Annotated in this window: 10 protein-coding genes; 4 read left to right on the top strand and 6 right to left on the bottom strand. The window is 47.5% G+C overall.

The genetic code is table 11. The features are described from left to right. Window positions 1–13: 13 nt before the first annotated feature. Both K2Y22_00925 and K2Y22_00930 read right to left on the bottom strand, forming a co-directional pair. Window positions 14–8,917, bottom strand: a complete 8,904-nt coding sequence (locus K2Y22_00925; GenBank protein ID MBX9876997.1) for a hypothetical protein — start codon at window positions 8,915–8,917, stop codon at window positions 14–16. A 336-nt stretch (window positions 8,918–9,253) separates the two neighbouring features. Further along, window positions 9,254–12,295: a hypothetical protein gene (locus tag K2Y22_00930; GenBank protein ID MBX9876998.1), complete on the bottom strand. Its 3,042-nt coding sequence runs from the start codon at window positions 12,293–12,295 to the stop codon at window positions 9,254–9,256. A gap of 696 nt (window positions 12,296–12,991) precedes the next feature. Here K2Y22_00930 and K2Y22_00935 point away from each other — a divergent pair. The 4 genes from K2Y22_00935 (at window position 12,992) to K2Y22_00950 (ending at window position 16,907) form a co-directional block, all read left to right on the top strand. Then, the gene (locus tag K2Y22_00935) at window positions 12,992–13,585 is read left to right on the top strand and encodes a tyrosine-protein phosphatase (protein ID MBX9876999.1); all 594 of its coding nucleotides are present in this window, start codon (window positions 12,992–12,994) and stop codon (window positions 13,583–13,585) included. Window positions 13,586–13,677: 92 nt separating this feature from the next. After that, entirely contained in the window at window positions 13,678–14,283 is a 606-nt protein-coding gene (locus K2Y22_00940; GenBank protein ID MBX9877000.1) for a tyrosine-protein phosphatase, read from the top strand. A gap of 41 nt (window positions 14,284–14,324) precedes the next feature. Further along, a complete protein-coding gene (locus K2Y22_00945) occupies window positions 14,325–15,302 on the top strand; it encodes an ABC transporter ATP-binding protein (GenBank protein ID MBX9877001.1) in 978 nt (325 codons plus the stop codon). Continuing rightward, window positions 15,303–16,907, top strand: coding sequence for an NAD(P)H-hydrate dehydratase (locus K2Y22_00950; GenBank protein ID MBX9877002.1), 1,605 nt, complete (start codon window positions 15,303–15,305; stop codon window positions 16,905–16,907). On the opposite strand, the gene K2Y22_00955 is transcribed toward K2Y22_00950, so the two are convergent. The 4 genes from K2Y22_00955 to K2Y22_00970 all read right to left on the bottom strand — a co-directional run bounded on the left by K2Y22_00955 (window position 16,904) and on the right by K2Y22_00970 (window position 20,472). After that, a complete protein-coding gene (locus K2Y22_00955) occupies window positions 16,904–17,359 on the bottom strand; it encodes a universal stress protein (GenBank protein MBX9877003.1) in 456 nt (151 codons plus the stop codon). The genes K2Y22_00950 and K2Y22_00955 overlap by 4 nt on opposite strands. Before the next feature lie 9 nt (window positions 17,360–17,368). Continuing rightward, window positions 17,369–18,415 carry an inorganic phosphate transporter gene (locus tag K2Y22_00960; protein ID MBX9877004.1) on the bottom strand — a complete coding sequence of 349 codons (1,047 nt, stop codon included), beginning with the start codon at window positions 18,413–18,415 and terminating at the stop codon, window positions 17,369–17,371. A 114-nt stretch (window positions 18,416–18,529) separates the two neighbouring features. Then, complete coding sequence (locus tag K2Y22_00965) at window positions 18,530–19,492, bottom strand: LD-carboxypeptidase (protein ID MBX9877005.1); 963 nt, start codon at window positions 19,490–19,492, stop codon at window positions 18,530–18,532. Then, on the bottom strand, window positions 19,489–20,472 hold the full coding sequence (locus K2Y22_00970) for an LD-carboxypeptidase (protein MBX9877006.1): 984 nt from the start codon (window positions 20,470–20,472) through the stop codon (window positions 19,489–19,491). Before K2Y22_00970 ends, K2Y22_00965 begins: the two co-directional genes overlap by 4 nt. Window positions 20,473–20,559: the final 87 nt, after the last annotated feature.

Here is a 20,559-nt window from a genome sequence, read left to right on the forward strand (position 1 = left end):
CATATATAAATGGTTAAAAGGGCGACTTCTGCGCCTTGTAAACACCTGAACTTGAAGTTACTTGGAAAAGAATAACCGCATCGTGAAGCATTGAATCAGCTATTTTCCTTGCTTTTCGATCAGTGGAGAGTAATAGCTGTCTAAGAGGTTGAATCTTCACAACGGCCGACGGAATTGAAAATTCGGTCACACAAGCCGTCACCCCATCGCTTACCTCTTGCCAAACTGGATTGCGATAACCCACTCCGAATCCTGGGTTAACCGAATCCAGTTCACGAGTATTTTTTCTAGTCAAAACCGTTTGCTTGCCTGGAGTAAGCGTAATGAATTTTTCACCAAAGTGAACGGTAACGCCACCCTTCTTATCGTCATGAAGGTTGTAAACTGCTACATCATTGCCTGTTTCCATGACAAATACCAAAGAATTAGCAGCTATGTGGACAGTACCTTCATGCGTTCCAACAGTTATGTCATGGTTAGGCGAAAAGAGAATATTCCCTTTGTTCAGGTCAAAGTGGTTGCCCTCGGTGGACTTACCACTTTGAATCCCTTGACTGGTCAACTGGCTAACATATGCGCCGTCAAAATCGGCATTGAAAGAACTAACGCCGGCAATTACTCCGCTATCCAGCAGCGTAATATCTGTAGCCAATTTAGTTCCAGGAACATTTGCCGTGCTCAAAGAAGCGGCACTTTCCGGTATCGAAAAATCAAAACCACTTTGACCGGAAGCGGCATCCGTCGGGGTCGAAGGTGTTGGCGGCGGAATTGGTGTAGCAGGGTTTTGTTCCAGAGAGTTGAGGATTGATGTCTGACTATACGTAATGAATCCTGCATTTACCGGTGACAATGCCAGTGTCGTTTGATCTAAATTACCCAGACGCACTACCTCACCACCCAAAATATTACCTGTTCCACTTAAATTGAGATTTTGACCAGCTCCTGAATTGATGCCCACTATGCCGGAATTGTCAGCCGCGTTGGTGGCACTGATGAAACCGTTGTTAACAACAGCAAGTGATCCTGTACCGGGAGTGCAAGTCTCCAGCAAGATCATGCCACCGGTACCGGTGCCGCCGTTAGCGGCAACTGTCTGCCCGGCATTTACTTGCTGTCCGCCACCATTTTGCAAATTTATTCTGCCGCCGTTTACTGCTCCATTGGCAAGGATGCCGCCTAAAGACACATTGGTGCCCACTGCCGTGCCAATTACGAAAACATCGCTGCAGCATGTTTTAACAGTAACCGTGCCACCACTGCCGATCGTGTTTGAAGCATCAATACTGCTACCATTACCGTTGAGCCCCAGAAAGCGACCAAAATTAGTGGTAATAGTTATTGAGGCACCGTTTCCAACATTGGTGCTAGTGGCACTAACCTCATCAGTTTGAACAACATTACCGGCAGTCAGGTCCACGTTGCCACCGACAGCACCACCAGAACCGTTTGAGACAATTGATCCGGTTGTAATACTGGTTAGAGCATTCATAGACACTGAACCTCCGGCGTTACCGGCGCCGCTACCATTGCTGGTAATATCAAGAGTGGTTATTGAGCCGGCAAGAGCGCTTAAGACAATATCACCACCATTGGCAGCACCCGAGGAAAGATCAATATTTACTGTTGCAGCTAAATTTCCAGCCGTGCTGGTCAGAGTTAAAAGAGTTGCCGCCGCCGCCGAACTTAGAGTCAGGTCATTCTGAGCAGTAATTGTTAGAGTATTACCGGCGACGGCCCCGGTAACATTTATAGCACCACTTGCTTGCACAGTGACATCACCTGCTGCACCAGCCGAGCTCACGCTTAGATTGGTAGCCGTTACAAGAATAGGGCTGGCACCTGTGCCAATGTCACCTGAACCGGAAGTTAGATTAACAGTTGTTGCCGTAAGCGTCGACGCTCCTGATCTTGTTATAGTGCCGGAACCATTTGCCGATAAGGTAATTGTTGTAGCTGATGCATTCGCCCCGATAGTAATCGCTCCATTAGCAGCAGTTGTCTGCAATTGAAGCGTCCCACCAACTAATGACGAACCCAAGGTAATTCCATTGGGTTCATTCACAAAGGCACTACCGGTTGTATTCATCGTTACGATACTGGCCGAAGTCTGCAATGGAGTCACACTGGAACCAATGTCACCAGAACCTGATACCAAATTCACAGTGGTCGCCGTCAGTGTGAAGGCTCCAGAACGATCAATAACACCTGCGCCGTTTGCAGTAAGGTTCATAGTGGTCGCGGATGAATTTGCACCAACTGTGATTGAACCATTGCTTGCCGTGACCAGCTGCAGTGTCCCTGTTATCGTTGACGCTCCCAATATCACACTGTTTGCTTCGTTGACAAATGCTCCACCAGTAGAACTTACAGTCAGCGTTCCGGCTGCTGTCTGAATTGGTGTTCCTGAAGAACCAATTGCTCCCGATGTGGATACTAAACTTACGGTTGAACCGGTAAGTGTGAAATTACCTGTCCGACTTATCGTCCCTGTGCCTGCCGCAGTCAACGTCAACGTCCCTGTCGCGCCGGCATTCGCCTCAATCGATATGGCACTGTTGGTCGTTGTGGACAACGACAGCGTCCCTGTTGTCAGAATCCCGCCTATGGTGACGGTGCCTGCTGCCGCAGTCGTCAACGACAGCGTGCCTGTCACATTTGATGTGCCGACTGTTATAGCATTAGATTCATTTAGAAACGCGCTGCCGCCGGTATTTGCCGTCACTGTCCCGGCTGTTATCTGAATCCGCGTTGCCCCTGAGCCAATATCTCCTGTCCCAGATGTTAGATTTACCGTCGCTGCCGTCAGCCTTACTGCTGCTCCACTTCTCGTTATTGTCCCTGTGCCATCGGCCGTTAAATTCATCGTGCCGGCCGATGAGTTGGCATTGTAAATAATGCCGCCATTACTACCAGCTGCCGTCGCCAGCTGCAATGTCCCTGTTACAGTCGAAGCTCCTAATGTAACACCATCAGCTTCGTTTACGTAGGCGCTACCACCGCTGTTCAAAACTAATGTCCCCGCCGCTGTCTGCATCGGTGTTGCTAACGAACCAACTTCCCCGGTGCCGGCTGTTAACGTAATAGTACCTGTCGAATTCAAAGCAAAATTACCAGACCGACTAATTCCTCCGACTCCACTTGTCGATAACGTTATCCCTCCATTTCCGGTGAGGTTAGCCGCTACCGTGATATTGCTGCCACTATTGGTTGTCACTGACAATGCCCCAGTTCCTGTGTTGACTGCATTTATTTGAATACTTCCTGTCTGTGTTAAGGTAACCGCCCCATTTCCTGTTGTTGCCGTCAACTGCCCAACGGCTGTATTAATGGTCGAAGCACCAGTCCCAGCATTTATCGTAAGCAAACCAGTGCAATTAAGTGATCCAGCGCCACTAATTGTGCCAGCCCCTGCCGTCGTCAGTGTGATACCACCATTGGCTGTCACTGACCCGGTTACCGAAATATTACTGCCGCTCACTGCCGACACCGTTAACGTATTTGCTGATATTGGTCCCCCTAACGTTATTGTCCCTGCTCCTGTCGTGACAAGCGACAAAGCCCCGCCCACTGTCGACGATCCTAAAGTTATCGCGCTTGCCTCACTGGCATAGGCGCTTCCTGTCGTATTCATCGTCAATGTCGTAACTGAAGTGAGCATCGGTGTCCCAGATGAGCCAAAATCTCCAGACGCCGACACTAAATTCACCGTCGTTGCCGTTAGTGTAAATGCTCCTGATCTGTCAATTACTCCACTACCATCCGCTGTTAAATTCATCGTCGTTGCCGATGCATTGCCTCCTACTGTAATAGAGCCATTGCTTCCAGTAGCTGTCACCAACTGCAACGTCCCTGTTATAGTCGACGCTCCTAAAATTACGCTATCTGTTTCGTTGATAAATGCTCCACCGGTTGAACTGGCAGTAATTGTCCCTGCCGTTGTCTGAATTGGCGTGCCTGATGAACCAATAGCTCCTGATGTGGACACCAAACTTACTGTTGATCCGGTCAATGTAAAATTACCAGTCCGGCTTACAGTCCCACTACCTGCTGCCGTCAAAGTCAGAGTTCCAGTAGCACTGGCATTGGCTTCAATTGAAATGGCGCTGTTGGTGGTTGTGGATAGCGATAACGTCCCTGTCGTCAAAACTCCGCCTATCGTCACAGTGCCCGCTGCGTTGGTTGTTAAATTCAACGTCCCTGTCACATTGGATGTTCCAACTGTTATCGCATCAGCCTCATTTAAAAAAGCGCTGCCGCCCGTGTTGGCTGTTACCGTCCCAGCGGTTATCTGTATTCTTGTACCAACCAGTCCAATATCACCTGAGCCGGAAGCTAAATTAACCGTTGTTGCCGTTAAGCGCACATTGTTGGTACGAGTAATTGTGCCGGATCCATCGGCAGTTAAATTCATTATGCCGGCACTGGATGCCACAGCGTAGTTTATGCCGCCGTTACTGCCTGTGGCAGTCACCAATTGCAAGGTGCCTGTAACTGTCGACGCTCCTAAAATAACGCTATCCGCTTCCGTCACATAGGCGCTGCCGCCACTGTTCATGGCTACCGTAGCAGCTGCGGTCAGCATAGGCGTTGCCAGTGATCCAACTTCACCTGTGCCGGCTGTTAAGGTGACAGTTCCTGTGGAAGTCAGCGTGAATGCCCCGGACCGGCTTATGCCGCCGGTACCACTTGTCGATAGCGTTATGCCACCATTAGCTGTCACACTGTCTGCTACCGTTATATTACTGCCACTAACGGTTGTCACCGACAATGCCCCAGTTCCAGTGTTAACGGCATTCAGTTGAATACTTCCTGTCTGCGTTAGCGTTATACCGCCGTTGGCAGTTGTCCCTGTCAATTGCGCCACTGCCGTTGTTAAGGTAGATGCCCCTGTGCCGGAGTTAATCGTCAACAACCCAGTTGAACTTATTAGCCCAGCGCCTGTTTTTGTCCCTCCTGCCGCCGTCGTTAACGTAATGCCACCATTAGCAGTCACCGAACCTGTAACTGATATACTGCTACCGCTGACCGGTGCTACAGTCAACGTATTTGCCACAACTGGTCCTGCCAATGTAATTGTGCCGGCCGCTGTATTTACCAATGATAAATCCCCACCAACGGTCGATGCTCCCAGAGAAAATGCATTTGCCTCACTGGCATAAGCATTGCCGCTTGTGTTCAACGTCAAGTTTGTAACTGACGTTAACATTGGTGTACCGGAAGTACCAAAGTCTCCGGATCCCGATACCAAATTCACGGTCGTTGCCGTCAGGGTGAATGCTCCCGATCTGTCAATAACACCTGTGCCATCCGCGGTAAGGTTCATAGTAGTAGCTGATGAACTTGCACCTATTGTGATTGAGCCGTTGCTTCCAGCGGCCGTCACCAACTGCAATGTTCCCGTTATCGTTGATGCTCCCAAAATCACGCTATCTGTTTCGTTGATAAATGCCCCACCTGTGGAACCGGCCGTAACCGTCCCTGCTGTTGTCTGAATTGGCGTACCCGAAGAACCAATTGCCCCAGATGTGGATGCCAAGCTCACAGTTGATCCCGTCAGTGTAAAATTACCTGTCCGGCTAACTGTCCCTGAGCCGGCTGCCGTCAAAGTCAATGTACCTGTTGCGCTGGCATTAGCTTCAATTGATATGGCGCTGTTTGTGGTTGTGGAAAGCGATAGCGTACCTGTCGTCAACACACCGCCTATTGTTACGGTGCCTGCTCCCACTGTCGTCAACGACAACGTCCCTGTCACCGTCGATGTTCCGACTGTTATCGCATCCGTCTCATTTAAAAACGCGCTGCCACCCGTATTTGCCGTCACTGTCCCCGCCGTTATCTGTATACGCGTGGCGGCTGCTCCAATATCTCCTGTCCCTGATGTTAAATTTACCGTCGTTGCCGTTAGTCTAACGGCTGCACCACTGCGAGTTATTGTCCCTGTGCCGTCTGCAGTTAAATTCATCGTGCCAGCCGATGAATTCGCATTGTAAATAATGCCGCCATTGCTGCCTGTTGCCGTCGTAAGCTGTAAGGTGCCTGTCACAGTTGAAGCTGCTAATGTGACACCGTCAGCTTCACCAACATATGCGCTGCCACCACTGTTTAAAACCAGCGTCCCTGCCGCTGTCTGCATCGGTGTTGCCAACGATCCCACTTCACCTGTGCCGGCTGTTAAATTAACCGTCCCTGTCGAATTCAAGGAGAAATTACCTGTGCGGCTTATTCCACCGGCACCGCTTGTCGATAACGTTATCCCTCCATTGCTTGTTATATTCGCTGCTACGGTAATATTGCTGCCGCTACTCGCCGTTACCGATAACGCACCGGTTCCTGTGTTGACTGCATTTATCTGAATACTTCCTGTCTGTGTTAGCGTTATTGCCCCATTGGCTGTCGTCCCTGTCAATTGCCCAACCGCTGTTGTTAACGTTGACACCCCGGTTCCTGAATTTATCGTAAGCAAACCTGTTGAACTTATTAGCCCAGCGCCTGTTTTGGTGCCTGCACCAGCTGTGGTCAATGCCACGCCACCATTTGCCGTCACTGACCCTGTTATCGAAATATTGCTACCACTCACTGCCGACACTGTTAGCGTATTTGCCGAAACAGGACCAGCTAACGTTATTGTTCCTGCCCCTGTCGTCACAAGCGATAGAGTCCCACCCACAGTTGAGGCGTCAAGACTGACAGCACTGGCTTCGCTGACGTAGGCACTGCCTGTCGTGTTTAAGGTCAAGTTTGCCGCACTGGTTAAAACTGCAGCGCCGGAGGCACCGATATCTCCCGAGCCTGAGATCAGGTTGACCGCCCCTGACGTCAATGTACCGGCTGAGCGCGTAATTGTCGCGCTGCCTGTAGCTGTCAGAGTTATACTGCCGGTACTGCCGGTGCCGTTGGAACTTACACTATTGGCGATGGCAATACCACCAGTACCATAATTGGTTATCGATACAGTGCCGCCGCTACCGGCACCTGTGGCTGTGGCGGTTATGGATCCGGCAACACCATTCACGGCCGCTGATCCTATGTTGAAAGCAGTCGAACTGTTAGTAATAATACTGACAGTGCCGGCATTGTTACCCGCGGCAGGGCCGTTATTGCTAATAACTACTCCTGCGCTGCCGATTCTAGCGGTGCTGCCCGTGAAAATCTCAACCGTCGAGGCACGAGCAGTTATGTTCCGAGTTGAAATTTCACCTGCTTGAGTGACTACATCCGATCCCGAACGCGTGGCATCAAAGGCACCGGAATCAGCTTGCACTAATCCTGTTGTCGAATCAAATTTGATACATGGCGAGCAAGATGCCGCGCTTGTTGAAATAGTCGGCGTGGAAGAATAAAGTTTCACGTTGCCGGTGTTGGCAGCACCAGCGGCATTACTTATTACACCAATATTAATCCCAACACCACTTGTTGCTCCTGCAACCATCAAAATGTCGCCATTGGTGCCGGCGCCACTTCCTGCTGAAGATATAGTCACTCCAACAGGCGTGCTTATCGTACCGCTGCCAGCAAGCGAACCCTCATAAGCAACCAGGGTGATTTTGCCGCCGTTGGCACCGGCAAGGGTGGTAGCTGTGGATAGCGAGGTTATAGGCGTTCCTGTCACCAAATCAATTTTGCCACCGAAAGTTGACGGCCCTGTAATTTCGTAATTGCTGCCGTTCAGGCTGACATTAGCTCCTGCCACCATAAGCAAGTCACCGCCAGGGTTTGTTGCGTTGCCTGTGGTAATAGCTCCGGCACCGGCTGCTGTAACTATGTTCTTTTGAGCAACAATTGTCAGAGGCTGTCCCGGCGCCGTGTTATAAGCAACGCTGATAGTTGCATCACCGGCCGTATTTACAAGCAGCGGATCACCTGTCACTACCATATGACCAATGCGTAAATTGTCCGTTGCTGCAACTACATAAGCCGAGCCTCCATAAATACTGGTTAGGGCGGTCAGCTGTTTTACATTTACACTGGCTGCACCATCGCCGGAATACAAATTCAGTTCTTTGGCAAAAACGTCACCACCGGTAAGCGCTGTACTTACTTTTGCTGTATTCAATATATTGCCGATATTGATGCTACCGTTCAGCGCTGATAGAACTCCGCTGGCATTATTGACGGCCAAATTAGATGCCATCTGTGAAGCAATATTGATATTGCCTGTCAATGCGGAAATTATTCCGCTATTTACAATATTGGCTGCATTCAAATTAACGCTCGTCGCCGCCTGCATCATAGCCGGCAGCGAACTTATTGTTGTCGCATTGACAATTGATCCGCCAGCTGACATGGACAGAGCAGCCGAACTTGAAATGACGCCATTATTTACTATGTTGTTAATGGCATTTATTGAAAGATTCAAACCAGGCATACCGGACATGATGCTGGTAATAGTGGCGCCGGTCTGATTGTAGACATTCAACGCATTAATAACACCTGTTGCTACTTGCGGGTTGCTTGTGAATGCACTTAGAGTTCCTGCATTGGTTAACGAGCCGGCAAGATTGAGAGAACTAATATTGCCGAAGTCATGCATCATTTGCACATTTGCCGGCACGACTAAATTATTGAGCATCGAGGCCATATTTTGCGTGAGCGAAAAGCCACCGCCTGTTGCTGCCCCCAACGCACTTAATTGTAGGTTTTGCGTGCCGCTTGTCACCATCTGAGACACAGCGACAAGCTCAGCAGCTGTGACTAAATCCGTAGCCTGCACCATACGACTGGCGTCCCCGGCCATAATACTCACTGCTTGCGTCACACCCATAGCAGCAGGTGTGAATTGAGCTTGCGTTGATGTTAGGTCAAGGTTCATCGCTCCTGCCGCCGCCACCGGCGCGGCAACAGGTATTGCCGCTGCTGAAGCAGCAGCTTCGGCGCCACCAGCACTCTCGGCAGGTATGGACTCTTGGGCTTGTGCCACATTAAAGAAGCCTGAGATTATAAGACTCAGAAAGATGACAAATGCAGATTTGAGTGGTCGTGACACCAAGAGGTAACCTCTGCTCTGTATGCAAGTAGGTAGGGGATCAGAGTCAGACTGTATTCAATTAATCGACAATCGCCAGATCGTCTCAGGTAACTTATCAGGAAAGATCTATCACCCAAATATGATTATAGGTTCCATCCGTGTAGGATTTGTGAAATACAAAGCCTACACTTCACTATATACTTTAATTCCTCTTGCCAATGTCAAACATAAGCAAACCGGGACCACCGTGAGCGGTCCCGATGAACATGGGGTTACTTGTACGTCAGCTTAGCCGCACTTGGAATAGCCGCAGCCCTGGCATACCTGGCAACCATCTATTTTCAGCCAATCTTGCGTACCGCACTTACTGCAAGCAGCAATGCGGCTGGCAGTCTGGCTTGTAGCTGGAGCATCAGCATCAGGTGCCGTCTGGATCTCTACCTTTGCCATGGTCTTAAGCAAAACATTGAAGTTTTCCTTTGAGGTACTGAAATTGCGGCGATAGCGCTGAATGGCTTTAGCCAGTCCATCGCAAGGCGATTGCACAACAACTGCCTTTTCTTCATCGGCAAACTTATGGAATGCCGGGTAGCCGGATTGAATATTCACAAGTTGTTTAACTATGGACTCTTCGGCCTTGGTTCTTTCTTCTTCGCCGAATTGAGCGGCATACTGCAAGAAGGCAGAAGCCAAACGACCGACAGCTTCAAATAGACCTGATTCGATGGCACCTGGTTTGCCCATGCGCGCATAGACTTCTATTAGTTCACCAGGATGGCTTGTCTCGTGATTCAAACTTACATGCAGGGTCGAACCACCTGATTCGGAACCAACACGCACTTTGTAATTTAGACCGTTTGTTTCTTCCGTATTGATGTTGCGCTTTTCCTGGTGTCCAATCAAACTCAAAATATCGGAATCTTGAGCGTAATCTTCTTTGGCAATCTTCTCTACAGGTTGGCTTAATCGACTGCCATCCGGATAGAAGGTAATGTCCTTAACACCCAATTCCCAGGCGAGCATTGCAGCATCATAAACTGCTTGCTCACTGCTATCGAGAGGTATAGAACAAGTATTTGACACAGAGTTAAATGCTTCCGGACAAGACGCTGCACCTTTGTGAATAGCAGCGAGGTGACGGATATAAGCTTCCGGTTCAACTTCTACTCTTACAGGGAATGCCTTCTGCACAGCTTCCGGAACTTCAGCAATTCCACGGCACGATTTGTGGTTGGCACGAATCTTTTGCATCAGAGCATTTTGCTCTTCTTCAGAAGCCGGCCAGGCATTGTGCTTCTGCATCAGTTCTCTGAAGCCTGGGGCAACAAAGTCAACATAGCGCGAACGCACTTTGCGCGAGAAGACGATACCGTTGTGCGGATCAACTCCCCAACTTGTTTGCAGAGCTTGAGCAAGCGTACCTGTCGGAGCATTATTGGTCATGCAGGAGTTGCGTACTTTTAAGCCTTTTTTGGCAAAGCGGCTACCTTCCCACAGTGGATAAACCCCACGCTCTTCCGCTAAGGCTTGAGAGGCTTGCACAGAAGCTTTCGTGTAGTTTGCGAATAATTCGCATGTGGCATCCAATGCCTCCGCACTGCCAAATTCCAACTCAAGACGAGAAAGGAATTCAGCGATACCGGCAAATCCACCACCATTACGACGTTCAAGACGCGCAGTCATGTTTTGAGCAACAATTGGATACCAGCTCACGTCAGTGACGTTGTCCATGAAGCGCTGCTGCACTTTGACAGCATCCATCATTGCTTCATAGTTGTATGTGCCGTCAGCAAAGAAGAAGTCAGCGTGCGCTGCATGCAGTGAAGACAAATTGCAATTGCCCATGTAGGTGCGACCATCTTTGCCTGGACCTGCGGGCAAGAATTGCTCACCACATGGATTGCATGTATTCAAGTCATAAGCATGTGGGTTGGCATTGCCTTCATTGACTGCTTCATAAAATGCTAGTCCGGGCTCACCTGAATCACGCATACCTTCAACGATTCTCTGGAATACATCCGGTGCGTAAAAATAGCCTTTGACACGAACTTGTCTGTCGGTTAGATGTACTACTGCATTTTCCATAGAGCGCGCAGCATTAATTGATTCAGGATACTTATCTAAATCAACAGCATATTCTTCAAAGATAGACTCTTTGGTCAATCTGTTGACCTTGGGCATTCCGGTTTTCTCGTCCATCACAACACGACGTGGATCATAGAGAGCACCGGTCCAGGCTTTATTGCTGAAAGTCGCTTGATAGAAGCGCTTCTCTTTAACAGCTTCCATAAAGCCCGGCATAGCCAAGACTGTAACGTTGGTATTTTTCAGGTAGTTCTGACGATCTATATATTGAGCATAAAGTTGACCGTAGCGCTTTTCTGATTCGGCAATTGTCTGACGCTTGTAATCAAAAGCGCTTTGACCTGGCTTTTGACGAATTTCTTTTACTACTTGTTTGTAGATTTGCGAAAGCGATGGAGGTGGAATGAGTTTTTTCTTGTCGATAAAGAAAAGAATGTCCGGGTGATCGGAATTACGCAATTCAATAAGGGCGCCACCACGGCGTCCACCTTGCGCAACTGCTTCTACTGCTTTGGCAATTGTCTTTTCATAGAATCTATCCGGTCCTGATGCTGCTGCACCATTGCTTATTACAGATGACCAAGGGCGCAGTGTAGATGTATTCAACCCCATGCCCATAGCAGCTTTGGCTGCTAATGCTTCAATTTTTGCAGCTTCCTGAATGCCTTCCAAAGTATCGGTTACATAAGCAACACCACAGGCAGCCAAACAGCCTTTGCCGCGCAAGTTGTCCGCTAACTGTCCCATTGCCGCTTCGTGCTTGGAGAGACCTTCTGTCTTGCGCTCGGTATAAGCCTTGCGCAAAGCATCCGCCTTAAGCCAAATATCTTCTTCGGCAAGTCCAGCTAATGTTCCATGTGCCCAATATTGCAAGACCATCAAAGAGACTTCGCGATCAGCATTTATATTGGCCGGTGTATTTGCCCAAAATTTTTGCTTACCTATATGCTCAGCAAAAATTTCCGCCCATTCAATTACTTTTGGATGATCAAGAGCCTTATCCAATGTCAACGAAATAATTTCGCTTGGCTTGAGAACATACTTAAGTTCAGCTAAGGCAATTGATTCGGCCACACGATGAATGATGTCATTGACGGTTTCAATTGGTTGTCCCGTTGATGAGTCACGGTTGCCATAGAGACCAACTAGGGTATCTTGGGTCGATTCCCAATATCTTTCTGAATAGTCCTTGCGATTTTTTGTGTCAATTGGCTTTGCGGCAATATCGGTATTAATGGTGACCATGATCCGTACCTTTTGGGGACAAAGGAGTAACTAACGCCAAATTGTTTGGACTCCAGAGCAAAGGAGCACGAGCTCCTACGCCCAATTCGTTCAAAAAATATGATGCGATTAAGTTACTACTCCCTGGGGGTATCGATCAATATGGCCAATTAGGGCAATAAATCTCAGATCAAGCCTAACTCAAGGCCACGTAAGGCTTTGCGAGAAAGATAAAATCCATTCGGAACGATCACTTTTAATGCAAAAAAGACATCTCTTGTTAAGGGATAGAAAATTTACACTTATCAAGCGGTGCAAATCCTGACCAGATGGGCGTTTTCAACCACAAAGCAAAGAGCGTATATGCCACCAATTATGATGGCACATATCAATCGGATCGGATGTATATAACAAACATATCGTCAGTGATCAAACACTCAAAATAAGCGGAAAACAGAGGATATGACTTCGATATCGAATGATCTTTTTAGTACTAGTCTCTATCGTTTGCTATCGTAAGTATTCTTTCCGAATTCAATTTTCAAAAACACTTCCCTCTTGGAAAGAAACATTTAACCAAGCCTATTCGCATCTTCTCAACGCTTGACAGCGTGAGACTTTCATCAAATCAGATTTTCACGAATTATCATGGCGCAATTGTTCAAAACTCTCAGCCCATGCTATTCTCATGCCGCCTGACATGGAGATGCGTTGCACATGTCCTCTCAATTCTTGTCTAACTTACAAGTGATACCACTTGCCGCACTTCTATTTATATCTTTTGCCGCTCCAGCTTCGGCAGATATCGATACAAGAGGTGCCATTTCCAATTTTGAAAATTTTGCCCCCAATCTTTATAGGGGTTCTCAACCAAGCTTTGAAGCTTTAAAGGAGTTGCGAGCTAAAGGCGTCAAAACAATCATCAACTTGCGTTTAGACAGGGAAGAAGCAGCTCAAGAAAAAGCCTGGTGCGCAAAGCACGGCATAAATTATGTAGGTATGCCTATGGGCTTTAAGACCCCCAAGCAGAAAGAAGTTTTGTCCTTCCTAGGAATTGTCACCGACCCGAAGATGCAGCCTGTTTATTTGCATTGCCGCTACGGCTCTGACCGAACCGGCACAATGGTTGGACTCTATCGAGTAATTGTGCAGAATTGGTCATTTGATAAAGCCTATGCCGAAATGCGCAAACATCATTTCAAGCCTTTTTTGAGTGCCCTAAAGCATTCCGTCCGCGACTATTCATTGAGCAAACCGGCTGATAAAGAGCAACTGCTGGCTAATTCCCGCCGCAGCGGACAAGTTCAATAAGCACATTAAATCGAGCACATTCCAGCTTCTTAACGTACCGCTTAATTTCCCAGCCTAAGGGCATATTGTTCGTGAGTATCCGAGGTAGGGATATGCTCAAAGCTAATAAGCTCTTTGCCGGACTTTTAAGTCTTGCCTTAGTCCTAAGTGCAAGTCCGTCTTTTAGCCAGGGTGTCAAAAAGCACTTATTCGCTCGTGAATTTTACAAAGTTTCCGACACGCTTTATTGCGGAAGCGAACCTACTGCCAAAGAAAAAATGCAGATGCTCAAAGATTTGCACATCAAAACCATCATTGATTTGCGCTGGTTCACAGGCGTAAAGGAAGAAGAATCCTGGGCCAAAGAATACGGCATTGATTACTTCCATATATCAACAGGCATTCTGCAACCTGATGCGGCAAAAATCAAAACAGTGATGTCCATGGTGGAAGATCCCAAGTATCAACCTCTTTATGTTCACTGCCGCACTGGCTGTGATCGCACGGGAGTAATTGCCGGTTTATATAGAGTATGTAATCAGGGTTGGACAAAAGAACAAGCTTACAAGGAGATGCGAGATCATCATTTCCGTCCAGTGTTCATGGGTATTAAGCGCAGCTTTGACGACTTCTTAGCCGATCCGGCAGTAGCAAAACCAAAGGTTCCCGTTACTGCGGAAACTACAAGCTGGGTCACGCAACCTGACTCGCGCGACTAAAACTGATACATTTATTAGTTGTCGGTTATGTGGCAGGGCTAATGGCACTACTAGATATACAAGGACTATCTACCGTTTTTGACACTGAGGGTGGCACAGCTAAAGCTGTGGACAACCTGAGCTTCTCTTTAAAGAAGGGCTCAGTATTAGGGATTGTCGGAGAATCAGGTTGTGGTAAGTCAATTACTTCCTTATCGATCTTGCGTCTTGTGCCGCCTCCGGGAAGAATCGTGTCCGGCAAAGTGCTTTTCGACGGGCAAGATCTTCTAAGTCTTTCTGAAACGAAGATGCAAGAAATTCGCGGAGACAGGATTGCGCTAATTCCGCAAGATCCAATGACCTCGCTCAATCCTGTCTACACTATTGGCGAACAAATTATTGAAGCAATTGAATTGCACCAAAACGTGTCCAAAAAAGAAGCACGCAAAAGAGCAATTGAAGTTTTAGATCAGGTGCGTATTCCGGAAGCTGCCAACCGCATTGATGATTATCCACATCAATTCTCCGGCGGCATGCGACAGCGTGTAATGATCGCCATGGCACTATCATGCAAGCCGGATTTACTTATAGCTGACGAACCGACAACAGCACTAGATGTAACTGTACAGGCACAAATTCTTGATCTCCTGCGCAGCATCCAAAAAGAAGAGGGCATGTCCATTCTTCTTATTACGCACGATCTTGGCGTAGTAGCCGAAATGTGCGATGACGTAGCAATTATGTACGCGGGCTCAATAGTTGAACATGCACCGGTTGTCGACTTGTTTAAACGACCAAAGCATCCTTATACAGTTGGTCTTTTGAACTCCATTCCACGTCCGGGCAGTACTCGTCTGACACCAATCGATGGTCAACCGCCCAGCCTAATAAACTTACCTGCCGGTTGCCGCTTTGCCAATCGTTGTCCAATGGTTGAGCCAAGATGTTTGGAAGCTTTGCCGGCACTGGAAGAAAAACTTCCCGGACACACAGCACGTTGTGTTGTAGTGCCAAGTGAAACAGCCGCAGCAAAATCATAAATGAATCACGCTCTACAAATCCCCACGACTGCCGAGCTTCGCGAGTTGGAAGCAAAATGGATAGAAGCATGTCATGCCAACTGGGGCTTGGTGCTCATGGAATTAGCAGGCAAGCGTGCCGCAGAAATTGCTCGTGAAATGTGGCAGAAAAACAAAGGTGACGTCGTAATTTTCTGCGGTAGCGGTAATAACGGCGGCGATGGTTTGGTTGTTGCCCGCTATTTTTCCATGTGGGAAATACCTGTGTCTGTTTTTATGGTTGACGGAAAACAAAAAGCCTCGCAAAACCGCTCTGAAAGTCTTATCAACAAAGAAGCCCTGGAAAAACTTGGTATTAACATCAAGAAGGTCTCATCAGATGATGTTGCTGCAATTAGCCAACAAGTGAGAAACGCAGGCATTATTGTCGATGCACTTTTGGGCACTGGGCTTTCTCGAGACGTCGAGGGAATCTACAAACAATTAGTAGACTTGATTAATGAATGTTCCGACAACAACATTCCTGTCCTAGCCATAGACATCCCATCAGGTGTAAATTCGGACAACGGTCAAATAATGGGATCAGCCGTCAAAGCGACAAACACTGTTACTTTTGGTTATTTAAAATCCGGTCTACTTTTGTATCCAGGGGCGGATTTGGCAGGCAAACTTTCGCTGATAGATATTGGCTTACCTGAATTTCACGGTCAAAGCAAACAATGGCTAACGACTATTGATCACGTACGCAAACTATTACCTGTGAGAAAAGCCGATTCGCATAAAGGCACTTTCGGCTCAGTTTTGAGTATTGCCGGCTGCACAAACTACAGAGGAGCCGCAACGCTAGCCAGCCTGACTGCCTTACGTACAGGAGCCGGATTGTCGGTATTGGCTACAGCAAAATCAGTGATACCTGAACAAAATATCCTTGAAGTCATTTACAAAGCATTGAAAGAAACTGACACCGGCAATATTGCCTCTGATGCTCTTGATGAAGTACTCCTAGAAATCCCCAAACACACGGCAACAATTGTTGGTCCCGGCTTAGGGGACCATGAGGAAACTATTGCCTTTGTGCAAAACCTTTTGCCGTTCCTGGAAAAGCCAACAATCATAGACGCCGATGGACTCAATGCCATCGCCAAAAATACATCTCTTTTCCCACGCAACAAGAAATTTGTACTGACTCCTCATCCAAAAGAATTTTCCCGCCTAACAGGATTGTCCACGCAAGAGATTCACGAAAATAGAATTGAATCGGCTCTCAAAGGCGCGAAAGAATTTGATACCGTCGTTGTTCTTAAGGGCGCACATTCGGTAATTGCCGCGCAGACCGGCGAAGTCTTCATCAATCCTACAGGCAATTCAGGCATGGCGACTGCCGGAGCAGGCGATGTCTTATCAGGAATAATTGGCGGGCTTTTAGCTCAGGGATTGACTCCCTTGGATGCTGCGGTTGCCGGCACATACATACATGGACTTGCTGGTGACATTGCCCAGAGCCAAATTGGAGAAGTGGGATTTCTTGCAGGCGACATAGCAAATGCTGTGCCCCATGCACTGACATCAATTCACGATGTTAAATTCCAAGGCTCTTCTTTGGAAATGAGTTTATCGATTAATTAGTCAACAGATGTCCAGCTATCAGGATCACCGTCTTGATCACGCGCCACGTAGAGATTAATTGGACAGCGATCAAGCAAGAAATGCAAGATAGGATCCTGAATGGAAATACCAAAAGCGCGCTGCTTTATCGGGCCGCTACCAACATAGACTGTATCGACGCCCAGTTCAGAAGCTGTACTTACGAGCGTCTCTGCAACTGGTCCTATTTTGAGCATGCCTGACGCATTAACGCCTTTGTCCTGCAGTTCAGCAACGACCATATCAATTTGATTTTGGGCGGTTTCTTTAGGCGCATCTGTGGAGATCAACTCCGCAATCACGCCTAATTTTGCCGGATCGGCAATTACCCGCACTAAGACTAGCTCGGCATCCATGGCCTTAGCATGAGCAGCAGCAATACGCACAATCTTGCGACTGCGCTTGGGGCTAGCAAATGCGACCATTAATTTCATCAAGCCCTCCTAATGCCAGAACAAGCGTAACACAAAATAACAAGATGCCGACAAGGTCGCAGCCACAGGCAATGTCAAAACCCAGGCTAAAACTATTAGCCAGAGCGTTTTCACATTGAGCTTTTTGATGCCGTAAACAGGCACTGTGCCTCCGGCAACGGCAGAGCTAAGAGTATGGGTCGTACTTATTGGTGCTCCAATGGACGAAGCCGTCAAAATAATTGCTGCCGTCGACATCGATGCACCAAATCCCTGCGCATGACTCAAACGTTCCTTACTTATTTTGGTGCCGACTGTGCGAATTACTCGCCAACCGCCGACGACAGTACCAAGAGCAATAGCTGTGGCAGCAGCTAGCATTACCCACCAGGGTACTTGATCGTACCGAAAGCCGAAAGAGGCAAAATGAGATGCCAAAATCAAAGTAATAATACCCATGGTCTTTTGTCCGTCATTGCTGCCATGACTAAAGCTGACGCAACCACTGGATAAAACGTGCAGCCAACGCATTGCCGGGTGTTGATCTTTTTTCTTCTCACCCTCAGCCAATACTTCCTTGGCTTGTTTAGCCTCTCCTGAGACAACAAATGCCACCCAAGTGACTAGCGCTCCAGCCACAAAGCCAACTAGCGGTGAAACAAGCAAAGCACCAAAGACCTTTTCTAATTCATGCCAATGCACACCATTCAAGCCATTAGCTGCTACGCCTGCACCAAATAAACTACCAATCAAGCAATGGGAAGAACTTACAGGCAGTCCATACCACCAGGTAATTAGATTCCAGATAACAGCCGCTAAAAGCACGGCAACGATAAGAGGCAAACTAATGAGTTCCTGCGGAATTATCTTAGTTATAACAAGAGCCACAGCAGTGCCTACAAAAACAGCACCCATAAAGTTCAAAATACCGCTCATCACAATTGCTACACCAGGTCTCAATGCCTTGGTATAGATGACAGTGGCTACGGCATTAGCCGTGTCATGAAAGCCATTTACAAAATCAAAGCCTAAGGCTAGAAGGACGGCAAGAACAGCAACGATGCTTTCCCAATTCATGCCACTTTATCCATTCGCGGTAAACCTAGACGTGTCTATTTTACCAATCGGCAATATCAGTTGCTCACTGTGTAAAAAACGCGTTACCAGTTATGACGCTGATAACTTTACAACCTAGTTAACAGCCGAGTCAAGAAAGGAGAGTTGCCCTTTTTTTGTATCAAGACTGGCAATTACACCAATAGGAATCGTGTACGAGTCCTCAGCTTGTCCAAAAGGGAAACCAAAGCAAGAGGTTTTCTGTAGTTCTTGCAAGCGCTGACCAAACAAATCTTCAATGGAAAGCATATTAGAAGAACCCTTGCGACCACAATTAACGAAATCGCCTAAAGCTACACCAGAGACTTTGCCTAAGTCGCCTGAAACATAGAAAGTTGAAAACCATCTATCAAGCATATCGTTTCGTTCGTTCTTGTCCTCTAAAAATAAAATGCTGTTTTCAAATTGTGGTTGAAACGGTGTACCCATAAGCGAACCGATTGCCGTAAGATTGCCGCCCATGAGACGCCCGGATACAACTCCTTGCACAGGGGCATAGTGCGCGCTGCCAAAAGCTATTTTGCCTATGCGCACATTCAACGGTTTCAATAGTTTCTTTTGTCCAATAGCGTGCTGTAAGTCTTCAAAACTAGCCGGTGAATTTAATTGATCAAGATTAGGACCATGGAATACAACCATGTTGGTGCGCTTATTTATAGCTAATAAGAGCGCCGTATTATCGTCCGAACCAACAATTACTTTCGGGTGTTCAGCAATTAAATTGTAATCGAGCCTATCCAATAACCTAAGCGATCCATAACCACCGCTCAGACAAAAAATTCCTTTTACTGAATCGTCTTTAAAAAAGGTCATTAAGTCGGCAAGTCTTTCCGAATCCGACCCTGCCAGAAATCCTTGCATATTGAGGGCATTTTCACCGACGACAGGCTTAAAGCCCATCCACTCCATAACTTTTACTGCCTTGGCAATAACTGCCGGACCATCAGGACGAGAAGCCGGTGAGACTAGACCAACTTTGTCACCGCGCTTTAGAGCATGCGGCTTAACGAGCTTCAGAGTGGTATCACTTCCGGTCATGGCATGACCCCGCTTTCATCAATGCGGAAAAGCACTTTATCCTTACTTGCCTCAAGTGTTGCTTGAACACCTATAGGCAAAGTCACTTTGTCTTTTGTGTGGCCGAAACGAACTCCGTAAATTACTGGAATTCCTAATTCCCCAAGTCTATCTTTCAAAACATGTTCGATGCTGTAGTTGTAATTGAGCACATTGCGCCTGCTGTCACCTGGACGGCAATCTATACATTCACCGACAACAATGCCGGCAGCATCTTTCAACTTGCCTGCCAACAATAGTTGCGTAAGCATCCTATCAATACTGTGGGGTTCTTCTTGCAAGTCCTCCAGGAAAACGATGCAATTACGCGTATCAATTTCAAATTCCGTGCCCATAAGTTGTCTTAGAAGTGTCAGACAACCGCCAATCAATTTCCCTTTACCTTTTCCTTCAGCAAGAACTACATCCGGCGGCGGGTAATTCTCATCCCAGGCTGATTGAGGCGGGTGGACAACTTCGCCTACAGGCGAATTTTCCATAACAGCCTTTACAAAATGATCGTAGGTATATTGGCTATGACGAACATTGCCGGCAGTAGGTCCATGAAAAGTTATGAGCCCTGTCTTTTGATGGATAGGAATAAGCAGTCCTGTTATGTCTGAATAACCAACGAAGGGCTTGGGATTCTTCTTCACCAAATCAAAATCAAGCTTAGGCAAAAGTCTAACCGTGCCATTGCCGCCACGCAGAGGAATTATTGCCGATACTTCTTTATCAGCAAAGTGCTCATGCAAATCCTCAAGCCGGGCTTCATCGGTCCCTGCGTAGGTACCGTAACTATCAAGAATGTGTTTGCCTAATTTGACCTTAAGTCCAAGCGTAGACAACCACTTAACTGCCTTATCAACCTGTCCCGGCTCAAGTGGCGGCGAAGCCGGTGCAATCACGCCGACGGTGTCACCTGATTTGAGTTTTTTAGGTTTAATAACTGAACTCGACATAGGTCTCCATTTTAAACCCAACTAAGGGAAGGAGCTCATACAGAAAGATATCAAGCACCGCATCTTCTCAAACACAAGCTAAACTGA

The sequence above is a fragment of the Candidatus Obscuribacterales bacterium genome (genome assembly GCA_019744775.1).
Classification (GTDB): domain Bacteria; phylum Cyanobacteriota; class Vampirovibrionia; order Obscuribacterales; family Obscuribacteraceae; genus SBAT01.

Bases quoted from the DNA above. Each gene is read 5' to 3' on its own strand.
- K2Y22_00930 (MBX9876998.1), bottom strand. From the start codon at position 12,295: ATGGTCACCATTAATACCGATATTGCCGCAAAGCCAATTGACACAAAA.
- K2Y22_00935 (MBX9876999.1), top strand. From the start codon at position 12,992: ATGTCCTCTCAATTCTTGTCTAACTTACAAGTGATACCACTTGCCGCA.
- K2Y22_00940 (MBX9877000.1), top strand. From the start codon at position 13,678: ATGCTCAAAGCTAATAAGCTCTTTGCCGGACTTTTAAGTCTTGCCTTA.
- K2Y22_00945 (MBX9877001.1), top strand. From the start codon at position 14,325: ATGGCACTACTAGATATACAAGGACTATCTACCGTTTTTGACACTGAG.
- K2Y22_00950 (MBX9877002.1), top strand. From the start codon at position 15,303: ATGAATCACGCTCTACAAATCCCCACGACTGCCGAGCTTCGCGAGTTG.
- K2Y22_00955 (MBX9877003.1), bottom strand. From the start codon at position 17,359: ATGAAATTAATGGTCGCATTTGCTAGCCCCAAGCGCAGTCGCAAGATT.
- K2Y22_00960 (MBX9877004.1), bottom strand. From the start codon at position 18,415: ATGAATTGGGAAAGCATCGTTGCTGTTCTTGCCGTCCTTCTAGCCTTA.
- K2Y22_00965 (MBX9877005.1), bottom strand. From the start codon at position 19,492: ATGACCGGAAGTGATACCACTCTGAAGCTCGTTAAGCCGCATGCTCTA.
- K2Y22_00970 (MBX9877006.1), bottom strand. From the start codon at position 20,472: ATGTCGAGTTCAGTTATTAAACCTAAAAAACTCAAATCAGGTGACACC.